We start from the raw sequence: 23,082 nt of genomic DNA on the forward strand, positions 1-23,082 counted from the left end.
GCGTCAGCCGTTGCTGCAGTGGTTGCCGATGGCCGGGTTCAGCACCCCGATCACACTGAGCGTGTTGCCGCACACGTTGGCGTTGACGTCGATCGGGATCTGGACCACATTCCCGGACAGGAAGCCCGGGGAATGGGACGCGACGCCGACGGTCTCGTTGTCGGCGAACGCCGGAGTGGCGGCGCCCAGGGCCAGAACCAGGCCCGCGACGACAGCAGCACTCTTCTTCATGACATTTCCCTTCTCTGCGGCCATGCCTCGTTGACGGTCGGAACCGACAGGCTGCACACGAGAGATTGACGGCGAGGGAAAGCGGCGAACGCGTGCGGTCGTGGTATTCACTCGAATGTCTTCATATAAAAAGCCGGACGGCCCGCACCGATGTGCGGGCCGTCCGGGACGGGTGGCGCCGGCCGTCAGCCGTTCTGCGCGCCGTTGCCCGAGAGCGCGGAGATGTCGTCCAGGATGTGCGACGCCGGCTCGTCGCCCTTGGCCTGGGTGGAGTTCTCGGCGCACTGCTGGTTCTGCTGCGCCGACAGGATCGGGATGTCCTGGGCGGCGATACCGGCGATCACGCCCAGCCCGATGGCGTTGAGCTTGGCGGGCAGGCCGATGCAGAGCTTGTTCAGGGAGCTCTGGACCAGCGTGGCCTGGGGGCTCATGTCGCCCTTGGTCACCGAGTTGCCGAACGCCTCGCGCGCGCCGTTGCCGCTGGCGGAGGTGGTGCCGGCGTCGTCGCCGATGGCAAGCGCCTGAGGCGCGACCGCCGCCGACACACCCACGACGGAAGCGGCGACCGCCGCCACGGCCATTGCCTTCTTCAGCATTTCGCTTTTCCTTTCCCTGTCCCGGCTCCGACGCCGGGACCATGTGTCTGCGCCCGACTCAACCCGGGGCGCCGGGAATGGTTGCGGCGCTTCACCCAATAGGAGTTCCGCCGCCGGTCGATTCCTCGGAGAAATGGGCCATCGGAGTGAAGGGCAGCAACCAAACACGGCGGGGGCAGTTGATCAGATCGCTCCGATGGCCGGGGTTTCTCCAGAAGGGACTAGCAAGTGATCAAGAAGGTACTGGCCACCGCCGCGGTCGCCGCTTCCGTCGTCGGCATCGGCGCCGCCGCCGCAGCTCCGGCGCTCGCCATCGGCAACGACAGTGGCACGACCTCCGCCAGCGGCAACGGCGCCAGCCAGTCGTTCGGCAACTCGGCCACCTTCGGCAACATGAGCCCGCAGATGGCCCTCATCCAGGGTTCCCTGAACAAGCCCTGCATCGGCCTGCCGGCCAAGCTCAACCTGGGCGGCATCGGCGCCATCGGCGCCGCGATCCAGGACATCCCGATCCTGTCGGCCCCGCAGAACCAGCAGTGTGTCGAGAACTCCACCCAGGCCAAGGGCGACGAGCCGCTGTCGCACATCCTGGACGACATCTCGCTGCTCGCCGGAAACGGTGCGGCCAACCACTGAGTTCCCCGCCGCGCTACGCCGATCGGGGCACAGTGCGCAACATTCTCCGAGGGGTGCCCGTTGTCGATCGTGCAACGTCCCCTAGGAGTCCGCTTCTCGAAAGGGCAAGATCATGAAGAAGCTGTGGGCAACCGCGGCTGTCGCCGCCTCCCTGGCCGGTATCGCGGTGGCCTCCGCGCCGCAGGCGCTGGCCATCGGCGATGACAGCGGCACCACGTCCGCGAGCGGCAACGGCGCCTCGCAGGAGTTCGGCAACTCGGCCACGTTCGGCGACATGAGCCCGCAGCTCTCGCTGGTCCAGGGGTCGCTGAACAAGCCGTGCATCGGCCTGCCGCTGAAGGCCAACCTCGGCGGAGCCGGCCTCCTCGCCGGCATCGCGGCCCAGGACATCCCGATCCTGTCGGCCCCGCAGAACCAGCAGTGTGTCGAGAACTCCACCCAGGCCAAGGGCGACGAGCCGCTGTCGCACATCCTGGACGACATCTCGGCCCTGTCGGGCAACGGCGTCCAGAACGGCTGAGCTTCGGCCTGACGTACCGCACGGCGGGTCACCGGTTCCCCGGTGGCCCGCCGTTCGTGTGTCTCACTTGCGGTACAGGTCCTCTATCTCCTGCGCGTACTTCTCGGTCACCGCGTGCCGTTTCATCTTCAGGGACGGAGTGAGCAGACCGTTGGCCTCGCTGAACTCGCCCTCGATCAGGGTGAAGGCGCGGATCGACTCGGCGCGGGAGACGGCCTCGTTGGCGTAGTCGACGGCCCGTTGGACCTCGGCGCGCATCCGGGGGTCGCGGGCGAGTTCGGCGAGCGGGGTGCCGGCGGGCAGTTCGCGGACCTCCAGCCAGTGGGCGACCGCGTCGGGGTCGAGGGTGATCAGGGCGCCGACGAAGGCGCGGTTGTCGCCGACGACCAGGCACTGGCCGACGGGGGTGCGGCTGCGCAGCCGGTCCTCCAGGACGGCCGGGGAGACGTTCTTGCCGCCGGAGGTGACCAGCAGGTCCTTCTTGCGGCCGGTGATGGTGAGATAGCCGTCCTCGTCGAGGGCGCCGAGGTCGCCGGTGGCGAACCAGTCGTCGGTGAGGACCTCGGCGGTGGCGGCCGGGTTGTTCCAGTAGGCGGGGAAGACGACCCCGCCCTTGATCAGGACCTCTCCGTCATCGGCGATGCGGACGGCGGTGCCGGGGACGGGCTGGCCGACCGTGCCGGGCCGCGGTCTCAACGGGGGGACGAGGGTCGCCGCGGCGGTGGTCTCGGTGAGGCCGTAGCCCTCGTAGACGATGATGCCGGCGGCGTAGAAGAACAGGCTCAGGGTGCGGTCGAGCGGGGAGCCGCCGCTGATGGCGTACCGCATCCGGCCGCCGAGTTCGTTCCGGATCCGGCGGTAGACCAGCAGGTCGTACAGGGCCCAGGCGGCGTAGAGGCCGGGGCCGGGGCCCTTGCCGCGGTCGAGGAACTTACGCAGGTACGCCTCCGCGAAGCGGACTGCGACGCGTTCGGCGCGGTCGAAGGAGGCGCCGCGGCCGATCTTCTCGGCGGTGGCGCGGCCGGCGTCGTGGATGCGCTCGAAGAGGTAGGGCACGCCGACGAGGAAGGTGGGCCGGAACTCCTTGAGCGCGGGCCGCAGTTCGTCGGGTTTGACGCTCGGGAAGTGGCCGGTCTCGATCCGGGCCATCAGGCAGGCGATCTGCAGGGTGCGGCCCATGATGTGGGCGAGGGGCAGGAACAGCAGGGTGGAGGCGGTCTCGCCGGTGACCTCCTTGAAGATCGGGTGGAGCAGTTCGAGGAGGTTGGCGGCCTCGGCGTGCAGGTTGGCGTGGGTGAGGACGCAGCCCTTGGGACGGCCGGTGGTGCCGGAGGTGTAGCAGAGGGTGGCGGTGGTGTCGGGGGTGAGGGCGGCGCGGCGCTTGGTGACCTCCTCGTCGGGGAGGTCACGGCCGAGGGCGGTGAGGGTGCCGACGGCGTCCGCGTCGAGTTCGAGGATCCGCGGGGGCCGGGGGTGGTGGGCCGTGCCGGTGGTGGCCGTCGCCGCGTTCTCGGCGTTCTCCACGACGACGAGCGTGGCTCCGGAGTCACGGACGATCCAGTCGACCTGGTCGGCGGACGAGGTGGCGTAGATCGGCACGGTCAGTCCGCCGGCCGCCCAGACGGCGAAGTCCAGGAGGGTCCACTCGTAGCGGGTGCGCGACATGATCGCGACCCGGCCGCCCGGTTCGAGGCCCTGGGCGATCAGGCCCTTGGCCACATCGGTGACCTCGGCGGCGAAGACGGTGGCGGTCACCGGCCGCCAGTCGTCGCCGTGTCTGCGGCGCAGCACCACCGCGCCCGGGTCCTCGGCCGCGTTGGTGAACGGCAGGTCGGCGATGCTGCCCGTGGCGGGCGGCTCCACCAGGGGCGCGGTGCGTGCCTCGCGTACGGCGCCGGAGGCGTCGCGGGTCACCTCGACGCGGGTGCGGGAGGCGAGGTCGGTGCGTCGCTTCGCCCGCTTGAGATCCTTGCGTACGCCCATGACGGCTCCCGTGTCGTGGTGCGGCTGGCAGGTGGTGGTGGGTCAACTTACCCGCAAGTAAGGAAAAATCAACGCCCGCGGTCCAGGTCCGGGTCCAGGCCGCCGATCCGGTCCGCCCGGTCGATGGCCTCGGCGAGACCCCGTACGTCCCGGTCCTCCGTGCGGTCGGCCAAGTCGTGTGCGCGTGCGGACAGTTCGGTGAGGGTGGGAGCGTCGGGCAGCGGCGTCCCCGCATGGCGGAGGGTGTCGGCGAAGTAGGCGGCCGTCGCCGTGACCTGGAAGCGGGCGGGGGCCGTGGACAGCGACTCGTGGAGGGCGTCGGCCGTCAGGCTGCCGGTGTTCTCGTGCGGGGTGCGGGTGTCGGGGTCGAGCCAGTGGACGGTGGCGGTGGCGAGCCGGCCCTCGGCGCCGGGCCGGGTGCGCACGGCGTAGAGGGCGGTGACGGTGTGGCCGGGGCCGACCTCGCCGCCGTCGACCCGGTCGTCGCGGAAGTCGTCGTCGGCGACCGCGCGGTCCTCGTAGCCGACGAGCCGGAAGTCGGTGACCGTGTCGGGGTCGAAGGCGACCTGGGCCTTGGCGTCGCGGGCGGTCAGCTCGATGTTCTGCGGGAGGTCGTCGCAGAACACCTCGCGGGCCTCGTCCTCGGAGGAGACGTAGGTGGTGTGGCCGTCGCCCTTGTCGGCGAGGCGTTCCATGAGGGCGTCGCCGTAGTCGCTGCCGACACCGACGCCGAAGAGGGTGATGCCGTGCTCGCGGCGGTCGGTGTCGATGCGTTCCAGGATCGCGTCGGCGTCGGTCTCGCCGGTGTTGGCGAGGGCGTCGGAGACCAGGACGACCCGGTTGGTGGCGCCCTCGCGCAGGCCGTCCACGGCCGTGTCGTAGCCGGTCTCGACGCCGGCGCCGAGGTTGGTGGAGTCGTCGGGGCGCAGCCGGTCGACGGCGTCGTGGACGCGGGCGCGGTGGTCGCCGAGGCGGGTCATCGGCAGGACGGTCTCGGCGTCGGCGCTGAAGGTGACGATCGCGACGGAGTCGTCGTCGCGCAGCCGGTCGGTCATCGTGTCCAGGGAGTGCCGGGCGAGGTCCAGCCGGCCCGGCTCGCCCATCGAGCCGGAGACGTCCACGACGAAGGTGAGGGCGGCGGGCGGGCGGTCGCTCCCGTCGTCGGCGGCCCGGGTGGCGAGGCCGACGCGGACGAGGGACCAGCCGTCGTCGCCGGTGCGGGCGCCGTCCACGGTGACCGAGAAGCCGTTGCCGTCGGGGCGGTCGTAGTCCTGGCGGAAGCTGTTGACGAACTCCTCGGGGCGCACCGTGGACGGGTCGGGCAGCGCGCCGTCGGCGAGGGTGCGGCGGGCGTAGCCGTAGGAGGCGGTGTCGACGTCGAGGGCGAAGGTGGAGAGGTGGTCGCGGGCGGCCTCGTCGCCGTCCACCTCGGTGGCGGGTGCGCTCGGCGCGGGGAAGGCCTGGCTGCCCCGGGCCGCCCCGTCGGAGGCGGCTTTGCTGCCCGAGGAGTCGTCGGCGCCGCAGCCGGTGAGGAGGAGTGCGGCGGCGAGTGTGAGCAGTACCGGTGCGCGATGGGTTTTCATCGTCCGTGCCCCCTGTGTCCGTCGATGTCTGTGACTGTGACGGGACAGGGGGCCGGAACGTGCGGCCCGGGAGGTTGCGGGCCGGTTGCGAATCGGTCTAGGACACGGTTCGGTCTAGGCCACGGTTCGGTCTAGGACACGATGTCCTTACGGGCGAACCCCCGGAAGGCCAGGGCGAACAGGACGAGGGCGTAGGTCACGGAGACGGCGGTGCCCTGGAGCATGCCGGACCACTCGGGGGTGGGCTGGACGGCGTCGGCCCAGGCAAACTGCCAGTGCGCGGGGAGGAAGTCACGCCAGTCGCCGAGGGCGGTGACGGCGTCCAGGACGTTGCCGATGATGGTCAGTCCGACCGCGCCGCCGACCGCGCCGAGGGCGGCGTCGGTCTTCGTCGACAGCCAGAACGCGAGCCCGGCGGTGACGAGTTGGGACACGAAGATGTATCCCACGACGACGACCAGGCGCTGGGCCGCGGTGACCGCGTCGAGCGTGCCGCCGGTGGGCAGCTCCAGCGGTCCCCAGCCGTAGGCGGCGGTGCCGACGGCGAGGGCGACGACCGGCAGCAGGATCATCGCGGCCAGACTGAGGCCGAGGCCGACGACGAGCTTGGACCACAGCAGCCGGGCCCGCGGCACGGGGGCGGCGAGCAGATAGCGCAGGGAGGACCAGCCGGCCTCGGAGGCGACCGTGTCCCCGCAGAACAGGGCGACCGGGATGACCAGCAGGAAGCCCGCCGACACGAACAGGTTGACGGCGGCGAAGTTGCCGGCGGAGGCGGTCGCGGTGTCCATCAGGGTCACCGTGTTGTTGCGGCCGCCCGGTTCGCCGCCGACGGCGAACGCGATCAGCAGCACGAACGGCAGGGCGGCGAGGATGCCGCCCATGACGATCGTGCGGCGGCGCTTGAGCTGGCGGGCCAGTTCGACGCGCAACGGCAGGGTGCGGCCTGAGTGGTAGCCGGAGGCGACCTCGGTGAGCGTGCTCATGCGGAACCTCCGATCAGGGTGAGGAAGGCGTCCTCCAGGCGGCGGTGCGGGCCGACCGACTCGACGGGCACGTCCAGCCGGACGAGTTCGGCGACCAGGCGCTGGGCGCTGCCGTCGGCGTCGAGCCGTACGAGCAGGCCCTCGTCGGTGCGGTCCGCGGAGGCGATGCCGGGCAGGGCCGCCACCTTCTCCAGGACGGGCTCCTCCACCGGGGCGGCGGTGCCGACCAGGAGGGTGTCGCCGGAGCCGACGATCGCGCCGACCGGGCCGGCCTGGACGAGCCGGCCGCGGTCCATGACCACGAGGTGGGTGCAGGACTGTTCGACCTCCGCCAGCAGATGGCTGGAGACGATCACCGTGCGTCCGGCGGCCGCGTACCGGATCATCACCTCGCGCATCTCGCGGATCTGCGGCGGGTCGAGTCCGTTGGTCGGTTCGTCGAGGATCAGCAGGTCGGGCAGGCCCAGCATGGCCTGGGCGATGGCGAGGCGCTGGCGCATGCCCTGGGAGTACGTCCGTACGGCGCGGGCCAGGGCGTCGCCGAGGCCGGCGATCTCCAGGGCCTCTTCCATGTGGGCGTCCTCGGCGGGGCGGCCGGTGGCCTTCCAGTACAGGTCGAGGTTCTCCCGGCCGGTGAGGTGCGGCAGGAAGCCCGCGCCCTCGACGAAGGAGCCGACCCGGGAGAGGACGGGGGCGCCGGGGCGGACGGCGTGGCCGAAGACCCTGATCTCGCCCTCGTCGGGCTTGATGAGGCCCATCAGCATGCGCAGGGTGGTCGTCTTGCCGGCGCCGTTGGGGCCGAGGAGGCCCAGCACCTGACCCTTCTCCACCTGGAAGGAGAGCTCGCGGACGCTGTAGCGGTCGCCACCCGCGTACTTCTTGCTGAGGCCGGCGATCTGCAGCGGGACCTCGGCCAGCTCCGGGTCGGGGGCCGGCATGGCGGTGCGGCGACGGCCGGTCAGCAGGAGCAGCAGCGCGAGGCCCGCGCCCGCGAGGGGCAGCCACCACACCCAGGAGGGCAGGGGGGCGGCGGCGGTCGTGACTCCGGGTGCCGTCGGAACCCGCAGCTCGCTCTTCAGGGAGACCGTGTACGTCGCCGGGGAGGCCGGGGAGGCGTAGCCGAGGTCGGTGGAGGCGAGGACCAGGCGCAGCCGGTGGCCGTCCTCGATGTCGTGGTCGATCGCCGGGAGGGTGATCGTGACGTCCTGGCCGGTCTTGGCACCGTCGACGCGGACCGGTGAAACCAGTTGGGAGGGCAGTTGCTGGGTGCCGTCGGGGCCGACGTCGTACACCTTGGCGAAGAGCACGACCTGGCCGTCGGTGGACTGCACCTGGACGGTGACGGTGGGGGAGCCGGTGATCCGCAGGTCGCCGGTGACGGGCGCCGACTCGAAGGAGGCGAACTGGCCGGGGAAGTCGAGCGAGACGCCGACGCCGAACGCGGAGAGCTGGCCGAGCCCTGAGCCGCCCAGGCCGGGCAGCGCGGAGATCGCGGGCGGGCTGGCCCCGGCCGGGTTGTCGAAACTCTGCTCGCGGCCGGTCAGCGCGATCTTCCTGCGGTCGTTCTCCAGGCCGGTGTAGGTGTCGCCGCTCGCGCCGCGCAGCGGGACGGTCCCGTCGGTGGAGTCGACGCCTCCGGTGCGCGTGACGCGGAAGGCCGGGCCGGTGTCGACGCCCTTGTCGTCCTTGAGATAGCGGTCGAACCAGGCGGTCACCCGGGCCTGCACGCGGCTGGTCTCCAGGTTGCCGCCGTCGTGGCCGCCCGCGATCCAGTCGACGTCCACGGGTGCGCCGTTGGCCTTGATCGCCTTCTCGGCGGCGTCCGCCTGGGCGAGGGTGAAGAGGGAGTCGGCCTGGCCCTGCACCAGGAGGGTGGGGACCTTGATGCGGTCGGCGACGGCGGACGGCGAGCGCTCCTCGAGGAGCTTGCGGGCGGCCATGTCCGGGCTGCCGGCCTCGGCGACCCGGTTGTACATCGCGCACAGCGCGGGCTCGAACTTCTCGCAGCCGCCGGCCGTGTTGAAGAAGATGCCGGTCCACAGCTTCTTGAACACGCCGTTGGGGAACAGGGCGTCCGCGAGGTTCCAGTAGGTGATCGAGGGGGCGATGGCGTCGACCCGGTCGTCGTACCCGGCGGCGAGCAGGGAGATCGCGCCGCCGTAGGAGGCGCCGGCCAGGCCGACGCGCGGGTCGCCCTTCTTGTCCAGCTCCACCTGGGGCTGCTCGGCGAGCCAGTCGATCAGCTTCGAGACGTCGGCGACCTCGCCCTTCGGGTCGTTCAGCCCGATCTTGCCGGTGGACTTGCCGAAGCCGCGCGCCGACCAGGTGAGGACCGCGTACCCGTCCCGGGCGAGGTCCTCGGCCTGCTGCCGCAGGTCGTCCTTGCTGCCGCCGAAGCCGTGGCCGAGGAGGACGGCGGGGCGGCGGCCGGATGCGCCGGAGGTGAAGTAGGAGGTGTCCAGGCGTACGCCGTCCACGGACATCATCTGATCGCTTTGGCGCACCGCGGGCCGGTCGTCGTCATCGGCGACGGCCGTCCACGTACCGGCACCGGCGAGTACGACGACGGCGGCCGCGGCGGCGAGGAGCCGTCGCGGCCGCCGTGGTCCTCGCAGACCGGGCAGTCGAAGATCCATGCTTCAACGGTACGGGGTCAACCTGTCGGGGAGTTGTCGACCGGAGGCCGAACTGCCCGCCCTCCCAGGGGCGTACGTGAGCCCCCGTACGTACACCAGGCGCGGTATCAGGCCTGCGCGTCCTCGGGCAGGGTCACCAGCCAGCGGGTGTCGGGGCGGGGGCGGAGATAGAGGGCCCAGTAGAGGGTGGCGGCGGCGGTGATGCCGCCGGTCCACAGGAGGTAGCTCGTCTCCTGCTGGGTGAGGATGTAGGCGAGTACGGCGATCAGCAGGACCGGCACGGCGGGCCACAGGGGCATGCGCCAGGCGGGGGTGTCCTTGTGGTGGCCGCGGCGGGAGAGCAGGGCGGCGACCGCGACGAGCAGGTACATGCCGGTCACGGAGACGCCGGTGACGCCGTAGAGGGTGTCGAGGTTCACGAAGCACAGGGCGGCGCCGGGGACGCCGACGGCGAGGGTGGCGACCCAGGGGGAGCCGAAGCGGCCGAGCTTGGCGAAGACGCGGTTGACCGGTCCGGGCCAGGCCTGGTCGCGGGCGGAGGCGAACAGGACGCGGGAGTTCTGGATGACCATCACGATGCCGGCGTTGATGATCGCCAGGGCTACGCAGAGGCTGACGAAGGTGCCGACGGCGGAGTTCGACCAGGCGGTGACCATGGAGCTGATGTCGCCGCCGGTGAGCTGGGCAAGGTCGGAGGCGCCGAAGGTGATGGCGACGACCGGGACCAGGATGATCACGGAGGAGATGGCGAGGGTGGTGAGGACGGTGCGGGCGACGTTGCGGCGCGGGTGCTCCAGCTCCTCGGAGAGGTAGACGGCGGTGGAGAAGCCCTGGGTGACGAAGAGGGCGATGGCGAGACCGGAGACGACCAGCATCGCGGTGACGGTGTCGGTGCCGCCGTGGGCGTCCGCGACCCGCATCGAGACCAGGCTGCCGGGGCCGCGGTGGCCGTGCGCGAAGCCGAGGACGGCCACGACGGCGGCGGCGATGACCTCCAGGACCAGGAAGACGCCGGTGATCCAGGCGTTGGCGCGCAGGTCGAGCAGGCCGGCGAGGGTGGCGAGCAGCATGACGCCGGCGCCCGCGAGGGCGGGGTCGAGGTGGACGACCGGGGCGAGGTAGTCGGCGGTGCCCATCGCGATCACCGGTGGGACGATCATCACGACCAGCAGGGAGAGGACGAAGACCAGCCAGCCGGCGAGGCGTCCGGCCAGCGTCGAGACCATGGCGTACTCGCCGCCCGCGCTGGGGATGAGGGTGCCCAGCTCCGAGTAGCAGAACGCCACGGCGATACAGAGCAGCGAGCCGATCGCGATCGTGAGGGCGGTCGCGGTGCCGAGCGAGCCGAACAGGTCCGGGACGACCACGAAGAGGGTGGAGGCGGGGGTCACGCACGAGAGGGTCAGCAGGGTCCCGCCCACCACGCCGATGGAGCGCTTGAGCTTCTGAGGGCCGTGGGGCGCGTCGACGACGGTGTCGACGGGGCGGAGCGTGTCGGTCATGCGCGGTTCCGATCGCCAGGGGCAGCAGATTGCGCTGATGGAATCCCAACGAAAACCGACGCGTCAATAGCCGTTCACCTACGAAATCCGTAGATCAAAACGGCTTTCGGCCTCGGATACGGCACATCCCCGGGGGAATTCGCCCCATCCCGCCGTACGGGAACCGTAGGTGCCGGGACACAAAAAAACGGGGCCGTCCGCTATGCGGACGGCCCCTGCTGCCGCGTCAGTGGTTGCGCGGGAAGCCCAGGTCCACGCCGGACGGGGCGTCCGCCGGGTCGGGCCAGCGGGTGGTGACGACCTTGCCGCGGGTGTAGAAGTGCGTGCCGTCGTTGCCGTAGATGTGGTGGTCGCCGAAGAGCGAGTCCTTCCAGCCGCCGAAGCTGTGGTAGCCGACGGGGACCGGGATCGGGACGTTCACGCCGACCATGCCGGCCTCGATCTCCAGCTGGAAGCGGCGGGCCGCGCCGCCGTCCCGGGTGAAGATCGCGGTGCCGTTGCCGAACGGGGAGCTGTTGATCAGCGCCACGCCCTCGTCGTAGGAGTCCACGCGCAGGACGCACAGGACGGGGCCGAAGATCTCGTCCTGGTAGGCCTTCGCGGTCGTCGGGACCTTGTCGAGGAGCGAGATGCCGATCCAGTGGCCGTCCTCGAAGCCGTCGACCGTGTAGCCGGTGCCGTCGAGGATCACCTCGGCGCCCTCCGCGGCAGCGCCCGTGACGTAGGACGCCACCTTGTCGCGGTGGACGGCGGTGATGAGCGGGCCCATCTCCGAGGTCGGGTCGTTGCCGGGGCCGATCTTGATCTTCTCGGCGCGCTCGCGGATCTTCTCCACCAGCTCGTCGCCGATCGCGCCGACCGCGACCACGGCCGAGATCGCCATGCAGCGCTCGCCCGCCGAGCCGTAGGCGGCGGAGACGGCGGCGTCGGCCGCCGCGTCCAGGTCGGCGTCCGGCAGCACCAGCATGTGGTTCTTGGCGCCGCCCAGGGCCTGGACGCGCTTGTGGTTCGCGGAGGCCGTGGTGTGGATGTAGCGGGCGATCGGGGTCGAGCCGACGAAGGAGACGGCCTTGACGTCCGGGTGCTCCAGGAGGCGGTCCACCGCCACCTTGTCACCGTGGACGACGTTGAACACGCCGTCGGGCAGACCGGCCTCGGCGAGCAGCTCGGCGAGCTTCAGCGAGGCCGACGGGTCCTTCTCGGACGGCTTCAGGACGAACGTGTTGCCGCAGGCGATGGCGATCGGGAACATCCACATCGGGACCATCGCCGGGAAGTTGAACGGCGTGATGCCGGCGACGACACCGAGCGGCTGGCGGATGGACGAGACGTCCACCCGGCTGGCCACCTCGGTGGACAGCTCGCCCTTCAACTGCACGGTGATCCCGCACGCCAGGTCGACGATCTCCAGGCCGCGCGCGACCTCGCCCAGCGCGTCGCTGTGCACCTTGCCGTGCTCGGCGGTGATCAGCTCCGCGATCGCGTCCCGGTTCGCGTCGAGCAGCGCCCGGAACTTGAACAGGATCGTGCTCCGCTTGGCGAGCGAGGAGGTGCCCCAGGTGGCGTAGGCGTCCTTGGCCGCCGCGACCGCCGCGTCGACCTCGTCGACCGTCGCGAACGCGACCTTGGTGGTGACCGCGCCGGTCGCCGGGTCCGTGACCGGACCGAACGTGCCCGACGCGCCTTCGACGGTCTTGCCGCCGATCCAGTGGTTGACGATCTTCGTCATGACCGAGTACTCCTTCACAGATGGCGGCGTCGGGTGGAGACGTGCCGTTCGTACAGCTCTCGTGCCTTCACCGCGGACGATCGGGTCGCGGTCTCGGCGACAGGTACATCCCACCAGGCCTGCGCGGGCGGCGGGCCCGACACAGTGTCGGCCGTTTCGGTCTCCACGTAGACACAAGTGGGAGTGTCGGCGGCGCGCGCCTCGGCGAGGGCCTCGCGCAGCTCGCGGACGGTCTTCGCGCGCAGCACGCGCATGCCCAGGCTCGCCACGTTGGCGGCCAGGTCGACGGGGAGCGGCGCACCCGTGAAGGTGCCGTCCTCGGAGGTGAAGCGGTAGGCGGTGCCGAACCGCTCACCGCCGACGGACTCCGAGAGCCCGCCGATCGAGGCGTAGCCGTGGTTCTGCACGAGCAGGATCTTGATCGCGATCCCCTCCTGCACGGCCGTCACGATCTCCGTCGGCATCATCAGATACGTGCCGTCGCCGACCAGCGCCCAGACGTTCCGCTCGGGCGCGGCCATCTTCACTCCGATGGCCGCCGGGATCTCGTACCCCATGCAGGAGTAGCCGTACTCCAGGTGGTACTGGTCCCGGGAGCGGGCCCGCCACAGCTTGTGCAGATCGCCGGGGAGCGAACCGGCCGCGTTGATGATCACGTCGGACTCGTCGGCGAGGGCGTCGAGCGCGCCGAGGACCTGCGGCTGGGTGGGGCGGGCGTCGGGCTCCTCGGCCTCGTAGCAGGCGTCGACGCGCTGCTCCCAGCGCTCCTTGTCCTCGGTGTACTCGGTGACGTACGCGTCCGCGACCCGGTGCGCGTGCGTCCTCAGCGCCGCCGTCAGCTCCGCCAGGCCGCTGCTGGCGTCCGCGACCAGCGGCTGTCCGGCGAGCTTGTGGCCGTCGTAGGGGGCGATGTTGAGGTTGAGGAAGCGCACCCCCGCGCCCTGGAACAGGGTGTTGGAGGCGGTGGTGAAGTCGGTGTAGCGGGTGCCGACGCCGATGATCAGGTCCGCGGTGCGGGCCAGTTCGTCGGCGGTGGCGGTGCCGGTGTGGCCGACGCCGCCCACGTCCTGGGGGTGGTCGTAGCGCAGGGAGCCCTTGCCGGCCTGGGTGGAGGAGACCGGGATGCCGGTGGTCGAGGCGAACTCGGCGAGGGCCTCCTCGGCGCGGCTGTGGTGGACACCGCCGCCCGCGACGACCAGGGGGCGCTTCGCCGCGCGGATCATCCGGACCGCCTCGGCGAGTTCGGTCGGGTCGGCGCCCGGGCGTCGTACGACCCAGGTGCGCTCGGCGAAGAACTCCTCCGGCCAGTCGTACGCCTCGGCCTGCACGTCCTGCGGCATCGCGAGGGTGACCGCGCCCGTCTCCACGGGGTCGGTGAGGACCCGCATGGCCTGGAGGGCCGCCGGGATCAGGGCCTCCGGGCGGGTGACGCGGTCGAAGTACCTGGACACCGGGCGCAGCGAGTCGTTGACCGAGACATCGCCCGCGTACGGCACCTCCAGCTGCTGGAGCACCGGGTCGGCGACGCGGGTGGCGAAGATGTCGCCGGGCAGCAGCAGCACCGGGAGGTGGTTGACGGTGGCCAGGGCGGCGCCGGTGACCAGGTTGGTCGCGCCGGGGCCGATGGACGTCGTCACCGCGTGGGTGGAGAGCCGGTTCGACTGGCGGGCGTAGCCCACGGCCGCGTGCACCATGGACTGCTCGTTGCGGCCCTGGTGGAACGGCATGTCGTCGCCGTACTCGATCAGCGCCTGGCCGAGGCCGGCCACGTTGCCGTGGCCGAAGATGCCCCAGGTGGCGCTGATCAGCCGCTGCCGTACCCCGTCGCGTTCGGTGTACTGGGCGGCGAGGAAGCGCACCAGGGCCTGGGCCACTGTGAGCCTGATGGTCATCGGTAACCCTCCGTGTGGTCCGGGTGGAAGCAGATCCGCCACTCGCGGTTCTCTCCGGGGCCCGCCATGACGTTCAGGTAGTACATGGCGTGGCCGGGCTGGGCGATCGACGGGCCGTGCCAGCCGTCGGGGACGAGGACGGCGTCACCGGAACGGACCTCGGCGAGGACCTCGGATCCGCCCTCGCGGGAGGGGGACACGCGCTGGTAGCCGAAGCCGTGCGGGCCGTCGATCTCGAAGTAGTAGATCTCCTCGAGCTCGGCCTCCTCGCCCGGCCGGTGCTCGTCGTGCTTGTGCGGCGGGTACGAGGACCAGTTGCCGCCGGGGGTGATCACCTCGACGGCGATCAGCCTGTCGCAGTCGAAGGCGTCGGCGGAGGCGAAGTTGCGCACATGGCGCAACCGGTTGCCGCTGCCGCGCTCTTCGACGGGGACCTCCGGCGCGGGGCCGTAGCGGGCGGGGAGTTGTCGCTCGCACTTCGCTCCTGCCAGGGCGAAGCGGCCTCCCGCGCCGGAGGCGATCGTGACCCGGGCGTCGCGGGGAACGTACGCGAAGTCGGAGACCGACGCGAACACGCTTTCCCTGCCCAGGAGTTGGAACTCGTTCTCGTCTGTTTGCACGGTACATCCGCCTTCGAGCGGAAGCACGATCCACTCGCTCTCACCGGTGGTGAGGGTGTGGCTGCCGCCCGGGGCGAGCTCGATGATCCTCAGACTGCTGTAGGTCCAGCCGGCCCGCTTCGGGTCGATGTCGAGGGCGAGTTCACCGTCGGCGGTGGTCCCCTTGGGGAGGTACAGGTCGTTGCTCATGCGGCCCTCACAGCAGTCCTACGGCGGTGTCCACGGCGGCGGCGACGTCCCCGTCCGCCGGGTACAGCAGCGAACGGCCGACCACCAGGCCCCGGACGGTGGGGAGTTGCAGCGCCCCGCGCCACTTCTCGTACGCCCCGTCCTGGTCCTCGCCCACTTCCCCGCCCAGCAGCACGGCGGGGAGGGTGGAGGCCTCCATGACCTCGGCCATGTCGTCGGGGTTGTCGGTGACGGGGAGCTTCAGCCAGGTGTAGGCCGAGGTGCCGCCGAGGCCGGAGGCGATGGCGATGGACTTGGTGACGGCCTCGGCGGAGAGGTCGTTCCTCACCTTGCCCTCGGGGGTGCGGCGGCTGATGAACGGCTCGACGAAGAGCGGCAGCCTGCGGGCCGCCATGTCGTCGATCGCGCGGGCCGTGGACTCCAGGGTGGTGAGGGAGCCCGGGTCGTCGTAGTCGATCCGTACGAGCAGCTTGCCCGCGTCGAAGTGGAGGCGCTCGATGTCCTCGGGGCGGTGGCCGGTGAACCGGTCGTCCATCTCGAAGACGGAGCCCTGGAGGCCGCCCCGGTTCAGCGAGCCCATGACGACCTTGCCGTCGAGGGCGCCGAGCAGCAGCAGGTCGTCGAGGATGTCGGCGGTCGCGAGGACCCCGTCCACGCCGGGCCGGGACAGCGCCAGGATCATGCGTTCCAGCAGGCCGGCGCGGTTGGCCATGGCCAGCTTGTCGCCGCCGACGCCGAGCGCGCCCCGGGCGGGGTGGTCGGCGGCGACGATCATCAGCCGGCCGGAGTCGTTGAGGAGCGGCCGGCGGGGGCGGCGGGCGGCGGCCTCGGCGATCGCCTCGGGCCGCTCGGCGCGCAGCCGGACGAGTTCGGAGATGTCGACGCTCACAGGACGGCCCCTGCCTCGACGGCGGCCTCGATCTCGTCGCCGGTCGGCATCGCGGAGGAGCACTCCAGACGGGAGGCGACGATCGCGCCGGCCGCGTTGGCGTGCCGCATGATCTGCTCCAGGTCCCAGTCGGCGAGCAGCCCGTGGCAGAGGGAGCCGCCGAAGGCGTCGCCCGCGCCGAGGCCGTTGAGGACGTTCACGGGCAGCGGCGGGACCTCGGCGGACTCACCGCTGCGGTGGACGGCGAGGACCCCCTTGGGGCCCTGCTTGACGACGGCGAGCTCGACGCCCGCGTCCAGCAGCGCCTGGGCGGCGGCCCGCGGTTCGCGCACGCCGGTGGCGACCTCCACCTCGTCGAGGTTGCCGACCGCGACGGTGGTGTGCTTGAGGGCCTCGGCGTAGAACGGGCGGGCCGCGTCCGGGTCGGTCCAGAACATCGGGCGCCAGTCGAGGTCGAAGACCGTGGTGCCGGCCTTGGCCCGGTGTGCGAGGGCGGCGAGGGTCGCCGTCCGGCTGGGCTCCTCGCTCAGGCCGGTGCCGGTGATCCAGAAGATGCCCGCCTCGCGGATGGCGTCGAGGTCCAGCTCGTGGGCGTCGATCTCCAGGTCCGGGGCCTTGGGCCTGCGGTAGAAGTACAGCGGGAAGTCGTCCGGCGGGAACACCTCGCAGAAGGTGACCGGCGTCTGCAGGCCCGGCACCGCGGTGACATAGCGGTCGTCGACGCCGAAGCCGCGCAGGGCCTCGTGGAGGTACGTGCCGAAGGGGTCGTCACCGGTGCGGGTGATCACGGCGGTGGACCGGCCGAGGCGGGCCGCGGCGACCGCGACGTTGGACGCCGAGCCGCCCAGGAACTTCCCGAAGGACGTGACCTGCGGGAGCGGCACACCCGTCTGCAGCGGATAGAGGTCCACCCCGATCCGCCCCATGGTGATCAGGTCGTACGCCATCGAGTTCCCTTCGTGTCGGCTCGGCCCGTTCGGGCCCTGCCCCGTGTCGGCTCTCCACGGTTTTGTAGTCCGGCTCCGGGCACCCTGTCAATAGTTTGTCCAGACATTCGGACCAGGCCTTGACACCCCTGAGGAGAGCCCGCACGCTGGCGCCCATGACGTCGTTGTCACCTCAGTCACCTCAGTCCTCACTTTCCCGCATTCGGATCGGGTCGGCCCCCGACAGCTGGGGCGTCTGGTTCCCGGACGACCCGGTACAGGTCCCCTGGCAGCGCTTCCTCGACGAGGTCGCGCAGTCCGGCTACGAGTGGATCGAACTGGGCCCCTACGGCTATCTGCCGACCGACCCGGCCGTCCTCACCGAGGAGACCGCCCGGCGCGGCCTGAAGGTGTCGGCCGGCACGGTCTTCACCGGGCTCCACCACGGCGAGGCCGTGTGGGAGAAGACCTGGGCGCATGTCGCGGACAACGCGGTGCTCGCGCAGGCGATGGGGGCGAAGCACCTCGTCGTCATCCCGTCCTTCTGGCGGGACGACAAGACCGGCGAGGTGCTGGAGTCCGACACCCTCACGCCTGAGCAGTGGCGCAACCTCACCACGCTGACCGAGCGGCTCGGCAAGGAGGTGCAGGAGCGGTACGGGCTCCAGATCGTCGTCCACCCGCACGCCGACACCCACATCGACAGCGAGGAGAACGTCGTCCGCTTCCTGGACGGCACCGACTCCGACCTCGTGTCGCTGTGCCTGGACACCGGGCACTACGCGTACTGCGGCGGCGACAGCGTGAAGCTGATCGAGACGTACGGGTCGCGGATCGGGTACCTCCACCTCAAGCAGGTGGACCCGGAGATCCTCGCCGATGTGAAGGCCAAGGGGACGCCGTTCGGGCCGGCCGTGGCCCAGGGCGTGATGTGCGAGCCCCCTGCGGGGGTGCCGGCGCTCGGTCCCGTCCTGGAGGCCGCGGGGAAGCTGGACGTGGACCTGTTCGCGATCGTGGAGCAGGACATGTACCCGTGCGAGCAGGACAAGCCGCTGCCCATCGCTCAGCGGACCCGGGCGTTCCTGAGGTCGTGCGGGGCGTAGGTCGTATGTCGTGTGCGGGTTGTGGGGGCTGGTCGCGCCCACGCGGCGGAGCCGCATATCGATACAGCCCCGCGCCCCTGGGTGGGCTGGTGTCGCCGCCTCTAGCATGGGTGCCCATGACTCCGCGCGCGATACGCGTCCACTCCGGTCAAGGGGCCGGTGGGTCCTGGGAGTTCGCCACCGGGGTTCCCCATCCCCGGCTGCGGCCCGGGGTGATGAGCTATCGCGGGATCAGGCTCGCCCTGTCCCGGCCCCGGCGGCGGCTCGAGACGCCCATCGGGGCCTCGACCCTGTTGCTGGGGTTCGATCAGCCGGTCCGGATCTCCCGGGCCGGGCGGGATCCGGACACCTTGGTGTCCGTGTACTGCGGGCCCACCACCACACCCGCCGTCGGAGAGCACGGCGGGCGGGTCTCCGGCGTGGAGGTGCTGCTGACACCCTGGGCCGCGTTCACCCTGTTCGGGACACCGCAGCACGAGCTGGCCAACCGGACCGTCGACCCCGACGAACTGCCGCACTCCCTCGCCACACCCCTGCGGGAACTCGCCGCCGCGCTGGCCGCGCTGCCCTGCTGGGCGGAGCGGTTCGGGCTGCTGGACGAGGTCTTCGCCCGGTGGTGGGAGGCGGGGGTGCCGAGTTCCGAACGGGTGGTGCGGGCCTGGTCGCTGCTGGTGCGCACGGGGGGCGCGATCCCGGTGCCCCGGCTGGCCGAGGAGGTCGGCTGGAGCGTACGCCAGCTGGAGAGCCGGTTCCGGGAACAGATCGGGCTCGGCCCCAAGGCCGCGGCGCGGGTGCTGCGGCTGCAACGCGCCCGTCGGCTGCTGGCCGCCGGCCGGAGCGCGGCGGAGACCGCCGCCCAGTGCGGCTTCTACGACCAGGCCCATCTCAGCGGTGAGTTCAAGGCGATGACGGGCTGTACGCCGAGGGAGTTCGCCCAGGCCAGACGGTCGCCGGCACCGGCCTCCCCGACGGCGGACCGGATGAGCGGGGAGGCGACCAGCCTGGTGCTGCCGGTCCGGCCGGGCGATTGGTCCGTACCGGGTGCGCATTTTTCCAAGACCCGGCGGGTTGGCTGAATACAGGCTGGGGTCCTGCCAGTTGATCCGGTCGTCCCGGGGGGATGGCGGGGACGGAGTGGGCCGGGCCTGTCGCAGCGGGCCCGGCCCCGCTCTGTCCTGGGCCGCGGTACGGGTTGTCAACGCGCCACTCCCGCCGACCCCTCGCGCACCTTCGCGTCACCTTCGTCACAAATGCCCCCTCCCTGTCACACATGTCACGCCTACGCGGGTCTTCTGTCACGCACGGTCGACAGCTGTGTTCACACAGTCACTCTGCGTCGTTCACCGGGCACAGGCTTGGTGATCGCCAGCGCAGCGCCGGGCTCCCCCGGGCGGCCTCCCGGCCGCCACCCCCGCGCGCGCAGGGAGGTGCAACGCATGACCGACCGAAGGCTCTGGTCCTACAAGGAGATCGCGGCGCACATCAGGGTGCAGCCGGACACCGTACGGTCCTACCGCAAGCACGGACTCCTCCCCCCGCCCGACCGTGTCGACGGCGGAAAGCCGTACTGGTTCGCCGCCACCGTCCACGCCTGGGCCGCCGCCCGGCCGGGCAACCGCGGACGCAGATCCGACTGACCTCCTCCTTCCCCGCCCCGTGCCCCACGTGCCCCGACCTCAGCTCCACGGCTCGATGACGGTGACCCCGGACCCCGGCGCCGTCCCCATCCCCGCCAGCGCCCGCGGTACGGCGTCCAGGGTGATCGTCGAGGTCACCAGGAGGTCGGGGCGCAGGACCCCGGCGCGGACCGCCTCCAGCATCGCCGGGTAGGTGTGCGCGGCCATGCCGTGGCTGCCGAGGATCTCCAGTTCGAGGGCGATGGCACGGGCCAGCGGGACGGGCGTGGTGCCCTCGGGTGAGGGCAGCAGGCCGACCTGGAGGTGCCGGCCCCGGCGCCGCAGTCCGTTCACCGAGGCGGCGCAGGTGGCCGGGGAGCCGAGGGCGTCCAGGGAGAGATGGGCGCCGCCGCCGGTGAGGTCACGGACCGCCGCCGCGGTGTCCGCCACGCCCGTCGCGTCCACGCACTCCGCCGCGCCGAACGTCCGCGCCAGCTCCAGCGCCCGCGGCGACACGTCCACCGCGACCACCCGGGCCCCGCTCGCCGCCGCGATCATCACCGCGGACAGGCCGACCCCACCGCAGCCGTGCACCGCGACCCACTCCCCCGCCGCGACCCGGCCCTGCTGCACGACCGCCCGGAACGCGGTGGCGAACCGGCAGCCGAGGGAGGCCGCGGTGCCGTAGGACAGGTCGTCCGGGATCGCGACCAGGTTCACATCGGCGTGGTCCAGCGCCACGAACTGGGCGAAGGAGCCCCAGTGCGTGAAGCCGGGCTGGGTCTGGCGCTCGCACACCTGGTGGTCGCCGACCGCGCATGCCCCGCAGGTTCCACAGCCGCACACGAAGGGGACGGTGACCCGGTCGCCGGGGCGCCAGCGGGTGACCCTTTCGCCGGCCTCCTCGACTACTCCGGCGAGTTCATGCCCGGGGACGTGCGGGAGGACGATGTCCGGGTCGTGGCCCATCCAGCCGTGCCAGTCGCTTCGGCAGAGGCCGGTGGCTTCTACGCGAACGACCACTCCGTGGGGGGCCGGTCGGGGGTCGGGCAGCTCACGTACCTCAAGGGGTTCGCTGTACCGCTCGTAGACCACCGCTCGCATCTGCGCTCCCGTCGCCGTTTCCGTCTGCGGGTACATCGTGGCTGGTCGCGCCCCCGCGGCGGAGCCGCATGGTGTCACGTCCCGCGCCCCTGGGTGGGTTATCGTCGCCCTCGCTCAAGCCGAACCGTTCGTGGAACCTGCGCAGGGGCGCCGGGGCCCACCACGTCGCTCGGCCCGTGAGGCGCATGATCGCCGGGACCAGGAGGCTGCGGATCACCATCGCGTCCATCAGGACCGCGAGGGCGATGCCGAGGCCGAGCATCTTGGTGTTGGTGACACGAGAGGTGCCTATCGCGACCATCACCACGGCCAGGATGACCGCCGCCGCCGTGATCAGCCCGCCCGTGCGCTGCAGACCGAGGCGGACCGCGCGCTCGTGGTCGCCGGTTGCGTCGTACTCCTCCTTGATGCGGGAGAGCAGGAACACGCCGTAGTCCATGGAGAGACCGAAGGCCACGCAGAACATCAGGACGGGCAGGGTGGTCTCGATGGAGCCGGGGCTGGTGAAGCCGAGGAGGCCGGAGAGGTGGCCGTCCTGGAAGACCCAGACCACCGCGCCGAACATCGCCGTCAGACTGAGCGCGTTGAGCAGCACCGCCTGGAGCGGGATCAGCACGCTGCCGGTGAGGAGGAAGACCAGCAGCAGGGTGACGACGGCGACGAAGGCTCCCGCCCAGGGCAGTTGTGCGCCGATCGCGTGCTTGGAGTCGACCAGGACCGCCGCCGTGCCGGTCACCTTGGTGTCGAAGGGGGCCTTCAGGGCGCGCAGGTCACCGACCAGGTGCTGGGCCGGGTCGCCGACGGCCTCGCCCTCGGGCTGCACGGTGAAGTACGCCGTGTCGCCCTTGACCAGGGGGCCGTCGACCTGGACCACCTCGGGGAGAGCGGCGACGCGTGCCTTGTAGGCGGTGTACTGCGCCTCGGTCGCCTTCCCCTCGGCGAGGATCTCCAGGCCGCCGCCGGGGCTGCCCGGGAAGCCGTCCCTGATGTGCTGCTGCACCACGTGGGACTCGGCGGAGGAGGGCAGCTGGCGGTCGTCGGCCGTGCCGAACCTCACGCCCAGGAAGGGCAGTCCGAGCAGGATCAGGACGGCCGTCGTCCCCAGGGCGAAGAACGGGGCCCGCCGCATGACCAGGTCCGCCGCGCGGGCCCAGCCCCGGCCGCCCCCGGCGGTCTCGGCACCCGCGGCCTTCGGCCCTCTGCGGAACGCCCGTCGCAGGTCGAGGGCGTTGACCCGGTCGCCCAGCAGGACGAGGGCTGCCGGGAGGAGGATCAGGGCGGCCGCGGCGGCCAGCAGGACCACCGCCATGCCGGCATACGCGAAGGAGCGCAGGAAGTACTGGGGGAAGACGAGCATCGCGGCGAGGGAGACGGCGACCGTGAGCGCGGAGAACAGGACCGTGCGCCCGGCCGTGCGCAGGGTGGTGGCGATCGCGCCGAGCGGTTCGGCGCCGGTGGAGAGTTCCTCGCGGAAGCGGCGGACGATGAACAGGGCGTAGTCGATGGCGAGGCCGAGGCCCAGGGCCGTGGTCAGGTTCATCGCGAAGACGGAGACGTCGGTGAACGCGGTCAGACCGCTGAGGACCGCGTTGGTGCCCAGGATCGCGACGATGCCGATGCCGAGCGGCAGCAGGGCGGCGACCGCGCTGCCGAAGACCATCACCAGCAGCACCAGGGTGATCGGCAGGGCGATCAGCTCGGCGCGGGTGAGGTCCTCCCGGATGGTGGTCTGCATCTCGTGCCGCACGGCGACGATGCCGCCGATCCTGACCTTCACCGGGCCCTGTTCGCCCCGGTAGGAGGGGGCGACGCGGTCGAGGGTCTCGCCCATGGTCTTCTCGTCGCCCGTGATGCGGGCCGCGATCAGCGCCTCGTGGCCGTCCTTCGCGCGCAGGGCGGGTGCCGTCGAGGGATCGGCGTCCCAGTAGGAGCCGACGCCCACGATCCCCTCCTCGGCGGTGAGCCGGGCGGTGAGCCGGGCTGCCTCGGCCCGGACCGCCGGGGTGTCCACCGAGGCCTCGCCCGCGTCGACGAGCAGCAGCAGATTGGGCTGGGACTCGGGGAACGCGCGCTCCAGGGTCTTGGTCGCGTAGGTGGACTGAGCGTCCGGATCCTCCCAGCCGCCGCTGCCCAGCCGGTCCGCGACCCCGCTGCCGGCCAGCACGGCGAGCACGGTGAGCACCAGGGCCGCGAGCAGGGTCAGTCTCGGCCTGGCGGTCACGAAGCGGGTCCATCCTCCGGGGCGGGGTGGGCTGTTGACTTCGGTCATCGTGCGGTGTCCCCTTCACCCTGCAAGCAGTCGTGAAAACCGTAAAATGGCAAACACGAGAGAGCGCTCGCG

19 protein-coding genes are annotated in these 23,082 nt (G+C 71.5%); 5 read left to right on the top strand and 14 right to left on the bottom strand.

Annotated elements, in window-relative coordinates; translation table 11 throughout:
- Positions 1-3: 3 nt before the first annotated feature.
- Complete coding sequence (locus ACYQ8Q_RS17090; protein ID WP_460065833.1) at positions 4-231, bottom strand: chaplin; 228 nt, start codon at positions 229-231, stop codon at positions 4-6.
- A 185-nt stretch (positions 232-416) separates the two neighbouring features.
- Positions 417-827, bottom strand: a complete 411-nt coding sequence (locus ACYQ8Q_RS17095; RefSeq protein ID WP_460065836.1) for a rodlin — start codon at positions 825-827, stop codon at positions 417-419.
- 228 nt (positions 828-1,055) lie between these two features.
- On the opposite strand from ACYQ8Q_RS17095, the gene ACYQ8Q_RS17100 reads away from it, so the two are divergent.
- Positions 1,056-1,463: a rodlin gene (locus tag ACYQ8Q_RS17100; protein WP_460065838.1), complete on the top strand. Its 408-nt coding sequence runs from the start codon at positions 1,056-1,058 to the stop codon at positions 1,461-1,463.
- Between the two features lie 112 nt (positions 1,464-1,575).
- Positions 1,576-1,983, top strand: a complete 408-nt coding sequence (locus tag ACYQ8Q_RS17105; RefSeq protein WP_460065840.1) for a rodlin — start codon at positions 1,576-1,578, stop codon at positions 1,981-1,983.
- Between the two features lie 63 nt (positions 1,984-2,046).
- Here ACYQ8Q_RS17105 and ACYQ8Q_RS17110 read toward each other — a convergent pair whose 3' ends face one another.
- The 10 genes from ACYQ8Q_RS17110 to iolC all read right to left on the bottom strand — a co-directional run bounded on the left by ACYQ8Q_RS17110 (position 2,047) and on the right by iolC (position 16,939).
- Entirely contained in the window at positions 2,047-3,966 is a 1,920-nt protein-coding gene (locus tag ACYQ8Q_RS17110) for an AMP-dependent synthetase/ligase (RefSeq protein WP_460065841.1), read from the bottom strand.
- 68 nt (positions 3,967-4,034) lie between these two features.
- A complete protein-coding gene (locus ACYQ8Q_RS17115) occupies positions 4,035-5,549 on the bottom strand; it encodes a vWA domain-containing protein (RefSeq protein ID WP_460065843.1) in 1,515 nt (504 codons plus the stop codon).
- 131 nt (positions 5,550-5,680) lie between these two features.
- A complete protein-coding gene (locus tag ACYQ8Q_RS17120; RefSeq protein WP_460065844.1) occupies positions 5,681-6,535 on the bottom strand; it encodes an ABC transporter permease in 855 nt (284 codons plus the stop codon).
- Positions 6,532-9,171, bottom strand: a complete 2,640-nt coding sequence (locus ACYQ8Q_RS17125) for a CocE/NonD family hydrolase (RefSeq protein ID WP_460065846.1) — start codon at positions 9,169-9,171, stop codon at positions 6,532-6,534. Before ACYQ8Q_RS17125 ends, ACYQ8Q_RS17120 begins: the two co-directional genes overlap by 4 nt.
- 107 nt (positions 9,172-9,278) lie before the next feature.
- Positions 9,279-10,673, bottom strand: coding sequence for an APC family permease (locus ACYQ8Q_RS17130; RefSeq protein WP_460065847.1), 1,395 nt, complete (start codon positions 10,671-10,673; stop codon positions 9,279-9,281).
- Positions 10,674-10,899: 226 nt separating this feature from the next.
- Positions 10,900-12,402, bottom strand: a complete 1,503-nt coding sequence (gene mmsA / locus ACYQ8Q_RS17135; RefSeq protein WP_460065849.1) for a CoA-acylating methylmalonate-semialdehyde dehydrogenase — start codon at positions 12,400-12,402, stop codon at positions 10,900-10,902.
- A 14-nt stretch (positions 12,403-12,416) separates the two neighbouring features.
- Complete coding sequence (gene iolD, locus ACYQ8Q_RS17140; RefSeq protein ID WP_460065851.1) at positions 12,417-14,294, bottom strand: 3D-(3,5/4)-trihydroxycyclohexane-1,2-dione acylhydrolase (decyclizing); 1,878 nt, start codon at positions 14,292-14,294, stop codon at positions 12,417-12,419.
- Positions 14,291-15,103, bottom strand: a complete 813-nt coding sequence (gene iolB / locus ACYQ8Q_RS17145) for a 5-deoxy-glucuronate isomerase (RefSeq protein ID WP_460065852.1) — start codon at positions 15,101-15,103, stop codon at positions 14,291-14,293. Before iolB ends, iolD begins: the two co-directional genes overlap by 4 nt.
- 7 nt (positions 15,104-15,110) lie before the next feature.
- Complete coding sequence (locus tag ACYQ8Q_RS17150) at positions 15,111-15,992, bottom strand: Cgl0159 family (beta/alpha)8-fold protein (protein WP_460065854.1); 882 nt, start codon at positions 15,990-15,992, stop codon at positions 15,111-15,113.
- Positions 15,989-16,939 (bottom strand): 5-dehydro-2-deoxygluconokinase, encoded by a 951-nt coding sequence (gene iolC, locus ACYQ8Q_RS17155; RefSeq protein WP_460065856.1) that lies wholly within the window; start codon positions 16,937-16,939, stop codon positions 15,989-15,991. The genes ACYQ8Q_RS17150 and iolC overlap by 4 nt, the downstream gene beginning before the upstream one ends.
- A 155-nt stretch (positions 16,940-17,094) precedes the next feature.
- Here iolC and ACYQ8Q_RS17160 point away from each other — a divergent pair, with 155 nt between their 5' ends.
- The 3 genes from ACYQ8Q_RS17160 (at position 17,095) to ACYQ8Q_RS17170 (ending at position 19,658) form a co-directional block, all read left to right on the top strand.
- Entirely contained in the window at positions 17,095-18,021 is a 927-nt protein-coding gene (locus tag ACYQ8Q_RS17160; protein ID WP_460065858.1) for a sugar phosphate isomerase/epimerase family protein, read from the top strand.
- A 116-nt stretch (positions 18,022-18,137) separates the two neighbouring features.
- Positions 18,138-19,097, top strand: a complete 960-nt coding sequence (locus ACYQ8Q_RS17165) for a helix-turn-helix domain-containing protein (protein ID WP_460065859.1) — start codon at positions 18,138-18,140, stop codon at positions 19,095-19,097.
- Positions 19,098-19,457: 360 nt separating this feature from the next.
- Positions 19,458-19,658: a MerR family DNA-binding transcriptional regulator gene (locus ACYQ8Q_RS17170; protein ID WP_460065861.1), complete on the top strand. Its 201-nt coding sequence runs from the start codon at positions 19,458-19,460 to the stop codon at positions 19,656-19,658.
- A 39-nt stretch (positions 19,659-19,697) separates the two neighbouring features.
- Here ACYQ8Q_RS17170 and ACYQ8Q_RS17175 read toward each other — a convergent pair whose 3' ends face one another.
- Together ACYQ8Q_RS17175 and ACYQ8Q_RS17180 are read right to left on the bottom strand one after the other, a co-directional pair.
- The gene (locus tag ACYQ8Q_RS17175; protein WP_460065863.1) at positions 19,698-20,741 is read right to left on the bottom strand and encodes a zinc-dependent alcohol dehydrogenase family protein; all 1,044 of its coding nucleotides are present in this window, start codon (positions 20,739-20,741) and stop codon (positions 19,698-19,700) included.
- A complete protein-coding gene (locus ACYQ8Q_RS17180) occupies positions 20,701-23,010 on the bottom strand; it encodes an MMPL family transporter (protein ID WP_460065866.1) in 2,310 nt (769 codons plus the stop codon). The genes ACYQ8Q_RS17175 and ACYQ8Q_RS17180 overlap by 41 nt, the downstream gene beginning before the upstream one ends.
- Between the last annotated feature and the right edge of the window lie 72 nt (positions 23,011-23,082).

Source organism: Streptomyces sp. YKOK-I1 (assembly GCF_054660435.1).